The sequence below is a fragment of the Streptococcus mitis genome, from assembly GCF_965111725.1.
GTDB classification, from domain to species: domain Bacteria; phylum Bacillota; class Bacilli; order Lactobacillales; family Streptococcaceae; genus Streptococcus; species Streptococcus mitis_DV.
In genome coordinates, this window is record NZ_OZ217341.1 from 1,277,701 (window position 1) to 1,290,303 (window position 12,603).

Genomic DNA, 12,603 nt, shown 5'->3' on the forward strand with positions numbered 1-12,603 from the left:
TTCCTTCTTTCGAATAAAACTCAGCCAGCAATGCCAACTGAGTTTTTCTGTTTATTTTTAGACTTCCAAGAGTTCTTTCTCTTTGTTGGCAGTCATGTCGTCGATGTGTTTAACAGCATCGTCTGTTACTTTTTGAATGTCTTTTTCAAGAGTCTTCAATTCGTCTTCAGTGATTTCTTTTGCTTTTTCTTGTTTCTTAGCTTCGTCCATAGCATCACGACGGATATTGCGGACAGCCACTTTAGCATTTTCGCCGACCTTCTTCACTTCTTTAGCAAGGTCACGACGAGTTTCTTCTGTGAGAGCAGGGATAACCAAACGAATCACAGAACCGTCGTTAGCTGGTGTGATACCTAGATCAGAAGCGTTCAAGGCACGTTCTATGTCTTTCAATGAAGACTTGTCAAATGGTGTTACCAACAAAACACGCGCTTCTGGAATCGTAATTGAAGCGATTTGGTTAAGAGGAGTTTCGACTCCATAGTATTCTACATGTACACGGTCCAGCAAGCTTGCATTGGCGCGACCTGCACGGATACCACCAAATTCACGAGCAAGTGATTGGTGAGACTGGGTCATTCTCTCTTTAGCTTTTTCAATAATTGCGTTAGCCATATTCTTTCTTATTCCTTTTCTTAGATATTATTTGAAACTGTTGTTCCGATATTTTCACCAAATACGACACGTTTGATGTTGCCTGGTTGGTTCATGTTGAAGACAACCAAGTCAATGTCGTTGTCCATTGAGAGGGTTGAAGCTGTTGAGTCCATGATACGAAGACCTTTGTTAATAACATCACGGTGGGTCAATTCTTCAAATTTAACAGCTGTCTTGTCCTTCTTAGGATCGGCATTGTAAACACCATCTACGCCATTTTTAGCCATAAGGATAGCATCCGCTTCGATTTCAGCTGCACGAAGGGCCGCTGTTGTATCTGTTGAGAAATAAGGTGAACCAATTCCGGCACCAAAGATAACGATACGGCCTTTTTCAAGATGACGAAGAGCACGTCCACGGACATAAGGCTCTGCCACTTGTTGCATGGCAATAGCTGTTTGCACACGTGTATCAACCCCAACTTGTTGCAATGAATCTGCCATCACAAGAGCATTCATAACAGTCCCAAGCATTCCTGTGTAATCTGCCTGAACGCGGTCCATACCTGCTTCTGCTGCAGGTTCGCCACGCCAGAGATTTCCTCCACCGATAACAAGGGCAATTTCGATACCTAAGCTATGAACTTCTTCAATCTCTTTTGCGATTGTTTGAACTGTTTGGATATCAATCCCTACGCCACGTTCACCGGCAAGGGCTTCACCTGATAACTTGATTAAAATACGTTTATACTTGGGATTCGCCATTTTCACTCTCCTTTTTTTATCCTACCTATTTTATCACAATTTCTAAGATTTTTATAGTATCAGGAGCAATTCTTTGAAAAAAATTAGACAGTCAAAAATTCCGGTAACTTCTCAAAGTAACTTCCACTTGCTTGACCAAAGTGGAAATTAGTCTAAAACGGATTTTTATGGTGGAATTAAGTGTGAGACGTTTGAGTTAGAAATGAGGCTCACTATGACAAAACATAAACACCTTACCCTTTCAGACCGTAATGATATCCAATTAGGCTTAGAGCGCGGTGAAACCTTCAAAGCTATCGGACAATCCATTCTAAAAGACCCGACTACTGTTTCTAAAGAAGTCAAACGAAACAGACAAGTACGAGAGTCTACATGCCATAACCTTCCTTGCCCTCTACTCGACAAAGCTCCCTTTGTCTGTAATGGCTGTCCTAAAAGAAGACAGAATTGTGGCTATAAGAAGATCTTCTACCTCGCTAAACAAGCTCAAAAACAATACGAACAAACTCTTGTAGAAGCTCGTGAAGGAACTCCTCTCAATTCCAAGGCATTCTGGAAAATGGACAAAGTCATTTCTGATGGGGTTAAAAAGGGACAACACATCTATCATATCCTCAAAACTCATAACCTTGATGTCAGCTCCTCAACCGTCTATCGACACATCCGAAAAGGATACCTATCTATCGCTCCGATTGACCTAGCAAGAGCCGTTAAATTCAAGGAAAGACGGAAAAGTAAGCTACCTTCCATCCCTAAAGAAGCTAAAAAAGGCCGTTCCTATGAGGATTTCCAAAACTATTTATCTCTTAATCAACTAGACTCTTGGTTGGAAATGGACACCATTATGGGCAGAATGGGAGGTAAAGTCCTACTCACCTTCAATCTCTCTTTCTGTAACTTTATCTTCGCTAGACTTCTGGATAATAAAACTGCCCTTGAGGTTACCAAACACCTCTATGACATCAAGAACACTCTTCACCAAGCTGACAAAGATTTCTTCCAACTCTTCCCTGTCATTCTTACCGATAATGGTGGAGAGTTTGCCAGGGTTGATGATATCGAAATGGATGTGCGAGGAGAGAGTAAGCTATTCTTTTGTGACCCTAATCGCTCTGACCAGAAAGGCAGAATTGAGAAAAATCACACGCTGATTCGCGACATTCTACCTAAGGGAACTTCTTTTGACAATTTAACTCAAGAGGACATCAATCTCGTCTGTTCGCATGTCAACAGCGTCAAACGTGCTGCTTTAAATGGAAAGTCAGCCTATGAACTCTTTGCATTTACCTATGGAGAAGAAATTCCTAAGCTTCTCGGCATTTCTAAAATACCTGCAGAAGACGTCTGTCAGTCGTCTACATTACTCCAACATAAGTTCTAAAAACTAACCTTTAACCGCATTCAAACGTCTCACACTAACTTCCACCATAGCGGAACTTAATCTGAAACGCTTTCAGATGAGGGGATTTTGTGCGCTCTTTTTTTCTATTTCTTTCAGCTATAAAAGCGATGAAATCAAGCATGTTTAAAACCAATGGAACTTACCCTGACACGGATTTCCACTGGTTTTTACGATTTTTATCAGATTAACTTCCACTTGGATTAGCAGTGGAAGTTAGTTTGGGAATTTACCAGTCAAAAATTCCTCTAAGTCGGCAAGGGCACGCTCTGCAATTTTTTCATAACGAGCCTTCTTATCACGGATACGTTCGCCTTCCAACTCCTTGATAATCCCAAAGTTGACATTCATTGGTTGGAAATGTTTGCTGTCGGCATGGGTGATGTAATGAGCTAAGCTTCCGATAGCCGTCGTCACTGGGAAAATAGCCTCGCTTTCTCCCTTGAAAAGACGAGCTGCGTTAATTCCCGCAACCAAGCCTGAAGCAGCTGACTCTACATAGCCTTCCACACCCGTCATCTGACCAGCAAAGAAGAGATTTGGTTGTTTCTTAGAACGGTAAGTCTGTTCAAGAAGATTTGGTGAATCCATGTAAGAATTGCGGTGCATAACACCATAACGAACAAACTCAGCATTTTCAAGACCTGGAATCATTTGGAAGACACGCTTTTGTTCTCCCCATTTGAGGTGGGTCTGGAAACCAACAATATTGTAGAGACTACCAGCCGCATTGTCCTGACGAAGCTGGACAACCGCGTAAGGTGTTTTGAATTCGCCATCACGAGGTCCTGTGTAGTCGTCTGGATACTCAAGACCAACTGGTTTCATAGGGCCATAAAGCATAGTTTTAATGCCTCGTTTGGCCATGACTTCGATTGGCATACAGCCTTCAAAATACTTTTCTTTCTCAAAAGAATTGAACGGTGCTTCTTCCGCATTAACCAAGGCTTCATGGAAATCCATAAACTCTTGCTTGGTCATAGGGGCATTGAGGTAGGCCGCTTCTCCCTTATCATAACGAGACTTGAGATAGACCTTGCTCATATCGATGGTATTGACGTCGATAATCGGCGCTGCCGCATCGTAGAAATAGAAACCATCGCCATCATTAAGGGCATGAATATTTTCAGCTAGGGTATCACTAGTCAAAGGACCAGTAGCGACAACCGTAATAACATCCGTCGGCAATTCTGTAATTTCATCACGAACCACTTCAATCAAGGGGTGGTTGGCCACTTTTTCGGTCACCATTTGGGAGAAACCATCACGGTCCACCGCAAGAGCTCCTCCTGCAGGAACACGGGTTGCTTCAGCAGATTCCAAGATAACTGAACCCAAGCGACGCATTTCTTCCTTGAGAAGCCCGACAGCATTTGTCAAAGCATCCCCACGAAGAGAATTAGAACAAACTAACTCTGCAAAATTTTCTGTTTTGTGCTGAGGTGTTGACTTGACACCACGCATTTCATAAAGTTTAACTGGAATACCACGCTCTGCGATTTGGTAGGCTGCTTCAGAACCTGCCAAACCAGCACCGATAACATTGATATAAGATTGAGACACGACACTAATACCTCTTTGGGAGTGTGAAAACAAGATTCACATTGAAAAAGTCAACCGAACTTTCCTCGCTTTCGAGTTTCTTGGCTCAGACTGAAAAGGTCCACAGGACTTACTTCGCTTTCGAATTTCTTGGCTCAGGCTGAAAAAGTCCCCCGGACTTTTTCACTCCCACAAATCTTTCTATTTTTTTCTTCTACTAGTATAACAAAAAAAGGGAAGAAGGCAAACTTCCCTGTTTAGTCATTTTCTTGTTTTTCTTCCCAGTGGTGGTAGGCAGCGTAGAGCTGACTTTTATTCCACTGGTAAATCTTAGCTACTTCCTTGATAGCTTGATTTTTCTTCATGCCTTGCTGGATACGGGCTTGGATTTCTGAAAACAAGTCCTCCTCGTCCTTTTCTTCCATATCCTGACTGGCACCTTCAACGATGAGAAGGCATTCTCCCTTAAGTGGCGTTTCAGAGATACTTTCCAGCAATTCAGAGATCTTTCCTCTTTGGTATTCTTCATAGATTTTGGTCAATTCCCTGACCAAGACGACCAAGCGATCACCGTAGACTTCTAGCATATTTTCCAACGTATCTGCCACACGATGGGGCGATTCATAGAAAATCTGAGTTTCAGGATAGTCTTTTTTCGAGTCGAAAAATTGCTTTTGCTGGCCTGATTTTCTAGGTAAAAAGCCATAAAAGATATGTGGCTGTGGTGCTAAACCACTGGCGATCAAGGCAGAAATTCCTGCAGAGGCACCTGGAACAGTGATAACTGCGATTTCTTCCTCAATAGCCGCCTTGACCAAATCATGACCAGGGTCTGAAATACTTGGCAGACCTGCATCGGATACCTGAGCAATACTTTGCCCTGCTTTCAAAAAACTAATCAAATCAGGAATCTTTTCCTTGGCATTGTGCTCATGAAAACTAATCTGCTTGGTAGAAATGTCAAAATGCTTGAGCAGAAGACCTGTATTGCGCGTGTCCTCAGCAGCAATCCAGTCCACTTCTTTCAAGGTCTGAATAGCTCGAAAGGTCATATCATCTAAATTGCCAATCGGTGTTGCTACTAGGTACAGCTTGCCGTAGGGTGACTGCCCCTTAAAACTTTTTTGAATCTGCATGCCTACTCCCTGTATAACAACTCGTCACAGAACATACATTCCTCGTCCTGCTCTCGACGTTGTCCATAAAAATCATTACATACGTGAAATCCATCACGGTAAATGCGACGGACACTTTCGCGAACATGTTTGGCCTTGACAGGAGCATCTGCTTCCACCTCACCCAAGCGTTCGCGCAACTTAGAATTTTCCAAACGAAGAGCTGTATTTTCCTCTACCAGGCTCTTGAGATTTTTCTTGATGGCTTCCACATCGGCCAAGGTTACCAATAACTGTTGGGAAAAATCATCCAGCGCGTCAAATAATTCTTTTTTGTCCATAAAACAGCCCTTTCCTTTCTTTATCGTTCATTTTTGAGTTTATATTTCTTTCAAGACCAGATATTCCATGGTATTTTGAAAACTGACATTAGCCTGCCACATTTTTCTAGCTTCTAGTAAATCTTGTAGAATCACTCTTACTCTTGCTTGTAGGATATCTTGTCCACAGAGGACTTCAAGAATCCGTAAAACCTGATCTTGTTTTTCCTTATCATCTGCCAAGCTAGCTAGTTTGGCAACTTGCAAATAACTTTCTTTTTTCTTAGCCACTAACCAAGTCAGCAGGCGTTCACTTTCATCGACCAAGGTCCAAAAACTTGCCTGATTAGCCAACTTTTCTGCTTCAGCTCGCGATTGACTAAACTGGGCTAAAAGAGTTGCTTTTTTCTTGACCAGACCTGCTTGTTCTAATTGATGGATGAGCTTCTCTTCTTGCTTTTTAAAGTGGAAAATCTGGGTTCGACTGCGGATGGTCGGCAACATCTTTTCCTCATCGCTGGTCAAGAAGAAAATATAAACCTCGCTCTGGGGTTCTTCGATGACCTTGAGCAGAGAATTGGCTGCATTAGGATGCATTTTCTCAGCTTGCTCGATAATAAAGACCTGTTGTTGGCTTTCAATCCCTGCTTGAGAAAACTGCCCCACCAATTCTCGAATCCGTTCTGTCTTGATGACCTGATTGACTGGCTTAATCAAGGTAACATCGGGAAATTCTCTCTGTTCAATCAGCTTACAATTTCGGCATTTCTCACATGGCAACACACCTACTTTATCCGTACAAAAGAGGCTCTTAGCTAAAAATTGCGCCATTTCCAAGCTTCCAAAGAAACCTGAAAAGAGATAGGCATGATTGAGCTGGTCTTGTTCTAGGATACGGACAAAGCGGTCAAACTGATCTGGCTGCCAGGCCTTTAGTTGATCTTGTTTCATTTAGCTAAGCCCATTCTATCAAACAAGACAGCCTTTGTGGTTTCCACAACCTCCTCCAATGGAAGACTCGCATCAATCTTGACAATGCGACTTCCTTCTTTGTCCAGAAGAGAAAGGTAGCCTTGACGGACTTTTTTATGCAAGTCCAACCCTTCCAAGTCCAAACGATTGACCTCACGATTGCTATTAGCAGCAATGCGAGCTAGTCCTTCTTCCACCTCAATGTCAAAATAGAGTGTCAAATCGGGTTTAAGGCCGTCTGTCGCAAAGTGATTGAGCCAATCAATGGCGTCAATATCCAAGCCACGACCAAATCCCTGATAGGCAACGGAACTATCGATGAAGCGGTCCATAATGACCAACTTGCCAGCTTCAAGTGCTGGGAGAACTTTTTCCACCAAGTGCTGTCTGCGACTAGCAATATAAAGAAGCAACTCTGTCTTCGCATCCATCTGAGTATGACTTGGATCCAAAATTACTTCCCGAATCTTCTCCCCGATCAAGACTCCTCCAGGTTCACGGGTCGTCAGCACCTCTACTCCTTTTTCCTCTAAAATTGGGAGCAGAGCCTCTAAAACACTGGTCTTTCCTGCTCCCTCTGGTCCCTCAAGAGAGACTAAAAATCCTTTTGACATGTCTAACTCATTTCTTTTTTACTACTTCTATTCTATCAAAAAAATAGGGGTTTGTGACAATCTTTTTGTCTTCTCATTTCAACCACTATAAAAGAGGCAGTCAAAGCCACCTCTTATTTACCTAGTTCTTGTGTTCGTTTGTAGGCTTGACCAACTGCATCCATGACTGTTCCTCGGAAAGCATGCGCTTCTAGGCTTGCTACACCAGCGATAGTCGAACCGCCTGGGCTACAGACTTGGTCTTTCAATACTCCAGGATGCTCTTGGCTTTCTAGGACCAATTGCCCAGCTCCTACCACAGTTTGGGCTGCCATTTTCAATGCCGTTTCTCGTGGCAATCCCGTCTGAACACCTGCATCTGCCAAAGATTCGATAAAGAGATAGACAAAGGCCGGTCCACAGCCTGCAAGACCTGTCGCTGCGTCGATTAAGCCTTCTCCCAGTTCAACCAATAGACCAGCCTTATTTAAAAGCTGACAAAAGAGCTCACTGTCCTCAGCCCTGCAATTAGAAGACAAGGCATAACTAATCACTCCTTGTCCTATAGAAGCAGGGGTATTTGGCATCATACGAATAATTCGGTGTTGACTTGGGATAAGACTTGCTAGTTTTTCTAAAGTCAATCCAGCTGCCATCGAAATCAAAAGAAGACTCTCTCGTTTTTCAAGGATAGACTGATATTGAGCAAGCAAGTCTGAGAACTGGGCTGGCTTAACACCTAGAAAAATCACATCTGCTTCTGCGAAAATTTCTTCATTGCTGGAAGCATGACCACCAAAGTTGGCGATGAAAGCATCCACCTTGGCTTGGCTACGATTGGCAAGAAGAATGTCATCACACGTCTTGGCCTGTAAAACAACCTTGGCCAAACTAGCACCCATATTCCCCAAGCCGATAAATCCAATCTTCATTTTTTACTCCCTTATCTGTCCATCACCAGCAACCACATACTTGTAGCTAGTCAACTCTTTCAAGCCCATTGGACCTCGCGCGTGCAGTTTCTGAGTAGAAATCCCCATTTCACATCCAAGACCAAATTGACCACCATCTGTGAAACGAGTTGAGGCATTAACATAGACAGCTGCAGAGTCCACTTGATCTGTAAAGTAAGCTGCAGCTTCAGCATTTTCAGTTACAATGGCATCCGAATGATGGGTACTGTGAGCCTCAATATGGGCAACCGCTTCTTCTAAACTGCTCACAACCTTAACAGCTAGGACATAGTCTAAAAACTCGGTGTCAAAGTCTTGTGCTTCAGCTGCTTGGCCTGAAACAAACTGACTTGCTTTGCTATCCAAGCGGAATTGAATTGGTTCCAGTCCAGCTTCCTTACGCTCTGTAACTAGAACTTGCTCCAAGCGAGGAAGGAAGCTTGCTGCCTTGTCTTCATGAACCAGCAGAACCTCCATGGCATTGCAGACAGAAGGACGACTGGTTTTGGCATTGTTGATGATAGACAGAGCCTTGTCCTCATCTGCGTCCTTATCGACATAAATATGGACAATCCCAGTTCCTGTCTCGATAACAGGCACAATAGCATTCTCAACCACTGCATTGATCAAACCAGCTCCCCCACGAGGAATAAGGAGGTCTAGATAGCCCTTGGCCTTCATCATGGCATAGCTACTTTCACGGCTAGTATCTTCCACCAGTTGAATCACATCTGGGTGAATAGTAGTCGTCTCCAAGCCCTTCTTCAAGGCTGTGACAATAGCATGGGCAGTTTGATAGGCGTCCTTCCCACTACGAAGAACAACTGCATTTCCACTCTTGAGAGCCAAAGCAGCCGCGTCAGACGTCACATTTGGACGACTTTCATAGATAATACCAATAACCCCCATAGCCACACGTCTCTTGGTAATAACCAAGCCATTTTCAAGATGATTGGTTTCTAAAACTTCACCGATTGGATCTGGTAAGGCAACCACTTCACGAATTCCTCTTGCCATTGCTTCTATACGACCTGCATCCAAATAAAGACGATCCAGCATCACATCTGAAATTTTACCTTTGGCCGCTTCCATATCGAGGGCATTGGCCGCTAAAATCTCCTCAGTAGCTGCTAATAAATAATCAGCCATGGCTAGCAAGGCTTGGTTTTTCACCTCTTCACTAGCTGTGTTAATCGATTTTTTAACAGCCTGTACCTGTTCAAATTGTTCTTGTGTACTTACCATAGTTAACCTCTAAAATTCTGTAAAGAGTAGTTGGATTTCAGGAGTAATGGAAATCCAGTCATCACGGTGAATCAGGACACCCTTGGCTTTTTGAGAACGCAACATATCCTCCAAAGCAGATGCACCAAATTGCACACGCCCTTTTCCAAGTGATTTTCCACTTTCCTTGTCAAATACTGTCACAATATCACCGTAAGAAAAGGCTCCTTCTGCTTCAACAACACCAGATAAAAGGAGACTCTTGCCATGTTGAGAGAGAGCTTCTGCAGCCCCTTTATCAACCCAAATAGAAGCTTGACTCTGAGCATAAAAGGCCAGCCATTGTTTCTGGGTACGAAGTCCCTTCTCTTGCGCAATAAAGTAGGAACCATCCTTAGTCTCCTCAGCTGCTTCAATCATGGCATCTGTCTTCAAAGATGAGCAGATATAAACAGGAACTCCTGATTCTGTCGCAATAGTTGCAGCTTTGATTTTTGTTAGCATGCCCCCAGTTCCGTTTGACGAACCAGCTCCACCGGCCATATCGATAATCTCACGATTGATGGTCTCGATTCGCTCCAAGCGTTTGGCTCTTGGATCTGAATTAGGATTTCCAGTATAGAGGCCGTCCACATCTGTCAAGAGAACCAAAAGGTCTGCTTGGACCATAGCCGCCACCTGGGCACTTAGAGTATCATTGTCCCCAACCTTGATCTCATCAATAACGACACTGTCATTCTCATTGATGATAGGAATCGCGCCACGGCTAAGTAGAACTGACAAAGCCTGATGGGCATTTTTATAACGGCGCTTATCCACAAAGTCATCCTGGGTCAGCAAGATTTGGGCAGAAACGATTTGGCGTAAGAGAAGATTGGTTGTGTATTCTTCCAACAAAAGCCCTTGCCCTACCGCTGCTGAAGCCTGTTTATCAGCAATCTTAGTCGGACGCTTTTTAAATCCTAAGGCTCCAAAACCAGCCGCAATGGCACCTGACGATACCAAAATCAATTCATGACCAGCCTCGTGCAGCATAGCCAACTGCTGGGTAATAGCCTTTACCTTACTACGTGATAAACTTCCATCCTCATTCGTCAAAGAAGAAGTCCCTACCTTAAAGACAATCCGTTTGTATTTCATAGTCTCACTCCGATTCTTCATATTTATCCATTATAACATGAATAACAGGAAATAGAAAAGAGTTGATAGGAAAAAGAAGGCCCTAAAACCTTCTTTTTTACTACTGTTCTGATTCCGATTTGTTTGCACTCGTTTCAGAGCTTTTTGAAGTTGATGATGTCAAATCTTGACTAGTTGAAGAATTTGTAACACTTTCATGTTGACTCGTTTCTTTATTTTCAAGATCCTTTTTCACTACTTCTTTAGATTCTTTTATTTCTGAATGACTTGTAGTTTTAATTGTAGCAGATTTTTCGACTGGAACATCCACTAACCAAGCACCACTTGAATCAACAGTATAGCCTTCTGGTGTCTTACCGTTCACAAGCAATTGTCCATTTTCTTTCAAGAAGTACCATTTATCCTTGTCTTTAATCCAACCAACAGCTCGTGAACCATCTTCCTTGTAGAAATACCAATCATTTGCCTTTTTAAGCCAACCTTGCTTCATAGTTCCTGAATCTTCTAGATAGTAATGATGACCAGCAACTTCTATCTCGCCTGTCTTCATGACACCAGTAGAATCCATATAGTACCAGGTTTCTTTATCTTTTACCCAACCCGTTTTCATTTCTCCTGATTGAGCAAAGTAATACCATTGCCCCTTATATTGAAGCCAACCTGTCTTCATAGAGCCATCGTTTGATAAATAATAGTTCTGACCTCCAGTATTTACCCAACCAATTTCCATCTGATTTTCTTTGTTGAAATAATACCAAATTCCATCAATTTTCTTCCAATTTTTAGCAGAAGCACCAGAGTCTGTCAAATAGAACCAACGATTGTTCCATTTTTTCCATTGATTCTGTAACAAGATACCCGTTTGGTTGAAGTAATACCATTCACCTTCGATTTCATTCCAACCGACAGCATACTCTCCTGTAGAATCAGGTGCTTGATACCACCAATTCCCATACGCACTCTTATGCCAGCCAGCTTGAAAACTTGGAATCGGCTTGTAGGAAGTTGAAATATTGACAAAACCGTCTTGTCGAATCTCAAAAACTGTTGCATCATAGTCTTTGCTGGCTGCGTTGATTCTCTCAATTCCTCGTTCTTTGAGCCAATTAACATACTCACTATCAACACCATTTTTCCAAGGTAGACTATCCGAAGTTTGAACAATCAAACTCGGACTCAAATTTTTAATGAAATTCTTGGTATTTGATTTGTTTGTATCATGGTGATGATTAAACTTCATCAAATCAACTTTTCCAATAAGAGGTCCATACTTATCTTCCGCTCCATGCACATTATCTAAGTCGCCCCCAAGGTAAATTTTCTTGCCATTGACTTTCACTACACTAATCAGGGAATTGGAATTGTCATCCCAAATTTTCTTTAATTCACCTGATGAATCAGTTTCATTTTCATAGTTATAGAGTTGAATATCCATGTCCCCAAACTGAAAATGAGCATCTCCCTGTGTGATGTTTTGAATAACTGAAACACCTTTTTCGGTGGCAGTCTGTAAAACCTTATCATAACCGTACAGATTATCCCATAAACGTTCAGAATTAGTAATACGATTATCACTATATTTTTTAAGATAGACTCGGTCAACTGGATAGGTAGACAGTAATTCATCAACATTTCCAATATGATCACTGTGGGTATGGGTCACCAAAATAAAATCAAGTTTTTGGACACCCAATTCCTTCAAACGACGAAAGACACGGTCTGTCAGAACATGCTTATAAGACGTTTCAATTCCTTCTCTCCATGGATAACGAGAATCACTTCCATCTGGGAAATCATAATCTTCTCCTGTATCAATCATGGCAAAATGTCCATTGCTTTCAAGAATAATCGCATCACTGCCACCTTCTTGAACATTGATAAAGTGAATTTTATTTCCTGAACTTTCTTGAGCTTGAACATTCCCATACCATGACAAACCTAAAAAAGCGCCTGCAAGTGCTAAACTAATCAATTTCTTTTTCAT

At 42.3% G+C, this 12,603-nt stretch carries 12 protein-coding genes; 1 reads left to right on the forward strand and 11 read right to left on the reverse strand.

Annotated elements, in window-relative coordinates:
- Positions 1–57: 57 nt before the first annotated feature.
- Complete coding sequence (gene frr / locus ACLV7Q_RS06320; protein WP_001262225.1) at positions 58–615, reverse strand: ribosome recycling factor; 558 nt, start codon at positions 613–615, stop codon at positions 58–60.
- A gap of 20 nt (positions 616–635) precedes the next feature.
- The gene (gene pyrH / locus ACLV7Q_RS06325) at positions 636–1,361 is read right to left on the reverse strand and encodes a UMP kinase (protein ID WP_173254341.1); all 726 of its coding nucleotides are present in this window, start codon (positions 1,359–1,361) and stop codon (positions 636–638) included.
- Positions 1,362–1,575: 214 nt separating this feature from the next.
- On the opposite strand from pyrH, the gene ACLV7Q_RS06330 reads away from it, so the two are divergent.
- Positions 1,576–2,742: an IS30 family transposase gene (locus ACLV7Q_RS06330; protein WP_218757799.1), complete on the forward strand. Its 1,167-nt coding sequence runs from the start codon at positions 1,576–1,578 to the stop codon at positions 2,740–2,742.
- 234 nt (positions 2,743–2,976) lie between these two features.
- Here ACLV7Q_RS06330 and trmFO read toward each other — a convergent pair whose 3' ends face one another.
- From trmFO to cbpE, 9 genes are all read right to left on the reverse strand, one after another.
- Entirely contained in the window at positions 2,977–4,323 is a 1,347-nt protein-coding gene (gene trmFO, locus ACLV7Q_RS06335; RefSeq protein ID WP_218757798.1) for a methylenetetrahydrofolate--tRNA-(uracil(54)-C(5))-methyltransferase (FADH(2)-oxidizing) TrmFO, read from the reverse strand.
- A 236-nt stretch (positions 4,324–4,559) separates the two neighbouring features.
- Positions 4,560–5,438 carry a 16S rRNA (cytidine(1402)-2'-O)-methyltransferase gene (gene rsmI, locus ACLV7Q_RS06340; RefSeq protein ID WP_218757797.1) on the reverse strand — a complete coding sequence of 293 codons (879 nt, stop codon included), beginning with the start codon at positions 5,436–5,438 and terminating at the stop codon, positions 4,560–4,562.
- Positions 5,439–5,440: 2 nt separating this feature from the next.
- Positions 5,441–5,758: a DNA replication initiation control protein YabA gene (yabA, locus tag ACLV7Q_RS06345; RefSeq protein WP_000358228.1), complete on the reverse strand. Its 318-nt coding sequence runs from the start codon at positions 5,756–5,758 to the stop codon at positions 5,441–5,443.
- 39 nt (positions 5,759–5,797) lie between these two features.
- Positions 5,798–6,688: a DNA polymerase III subunit delta' gene (locus ACLV7Q_RS06350; RefSeq protein WP_218757796.1), complete on the reverse strand. Its 891-nt coding sequence runs from the start codon at positions 6,686–6,688 to the stop codon at positions 5,798–5,800.
- Positions 6,685–7,323: a dTMP kinase gene (gene tmk, locus ACLV7Q_RS06355; RefSeq protein ID WP_218757795.1), complete on the reverse strand. Its 639-nt coding sequence runs from the start codon at positions 7,321–7,323 to the stop codon at positions 6,685–6,687. The genes ACLV7Q_RS06350 and tmk overlap by 4 nt, the downstream gene beginning before the upstream one ends.
- 113 nt (positions 7,324–7,436) lie before the next feature.
- A complete protein-coding gene (proC, locus tag ACLV7Q_RS06360; protein ID WP_218757794.1) occupies positions 7,437–8,234 on the reverse strand; it encodes a pyrroline-5-carboxylate reductase in 798 nt (265 codons plus the stop codon).
- A 3-nt stretch (positions 8,235–8,237) separates the two neighbouring features.
- Positions 8,238–9,500 carry a glutamate-5-semialdehyde dehydrogenase gene (locus tag ACLV7Q_RS06365; protein WP_218757793.1) on the reverse strand — a complete coding sequence of 421 codons (1,263 nt, stop codon included), beginning with the start codon at positions 9,498–9,500 and terminating at the stop codon, positions 8,238–8,240.
- 9 nt (positions 9,501–9,509) lie between these two features.
- Entirely contained in the window at positions 9,510–10,619 is a 1,110-nt protein-coding gene (gene proB / locus ACLV7Q_RS06370) for a glutamate 5-kinase (protein ID WP_218757792.1), read from the reverse strand.
- Between the two features lie 100 nt (positions 10,620–10,719).
- Complete coding sequence (gene cbpE, locus ACLV7Q_RS06375; RefSeq protein ID WP_218757791.1) at positions 10,720–12,603, reverse strand: phosphorylcholine esterase CbpE; 1,884 nt, start codon at positions 12,601–12,603, stop codon at positions 10,720–10,722.

What these genes read in the sequence shown, in the direction of transcription:
- ACLV7Q_RS06330 (WP_218757799.1), top strand. Translation starts at nt 1,576, where the DNA reads ATGACAAAACATAAACACCTTACCCTTTCAGACCGTAATGATATCCAA.
- proC (WP_218757794.1), bottom strand. Translation starts at nt 8,234, where the DNA reads ATGAAGATTGGATTTATCGGCTTGGGGAATATGGGTGCTAGTTTGGCC.
- rsmI (WP_218757797.1), bottom strand. Translation starts at nt 5,438, where the DNA reads ATGCAGATTCAAAAAAGTTTTAAGGGGCAGTCACCCTACGGCAAGCTG.
- tmk (WP_218757795.1), bottom strand. Translation starts at nt 7,323, where the DNA reads ATGTCAAAAGGATTTTTAGTCTCTCTTGAGGGACCAGAGGGAGCAGGA.
- pyrH (WP_173254341.1), bottom strand. Translation starts at nt 1,361, where the DNA reads ATGGCGAATCCCAAGTATAAACGTATTTTAATCAAGTTATCAGGTGAA.
- ACLV7Q_RS06350 (WP_218757796.1), bottom strand. Translation starts at nt 6,688, where the DNA reads ATGAAACAAGATCAACTAAAGGCCTGGCAGCCAGATCAGTTTGACCGC.
- ACLV7Q_RS06365 (WP_218757793.1), bottom strand. Translation starts at nt 9,500, where the DNA reads ATGGTAAGTACACAAGAACAATTTGAACAGGTACAGGCTGTTAAAAAA.
- proB (WP_218757792.1), bottom strand. Translation starts at nt 10,619, where the DNA reads ATGAAATACAAACGGATTGTCTTTAAGGTAGGGACTTCTTCTTTGACG.
- cbpE (WP_218757791.1), bottom strand. Translation starts at nt 12,603, where the DNA reads ATGAAAAAGAAATTGATTAGTTTAGCACTTGCAGGCGCTTTTTTAGGT.
- yabA (WP_000358228.1), bottom strand. Translation starts at nt 5,758, where the DNA reads ATGGACAAAAAAGAATTATTTGACGCGCTGGATGATTTTTCCCAACAG.
- frr (WP_001262225.1), bottom strand. Translation starts at nt 615, where the DNA reads ATGGCTAACGCAATTATTGAAAAAGCTAAAGAGAGAATGACCCAGTCT.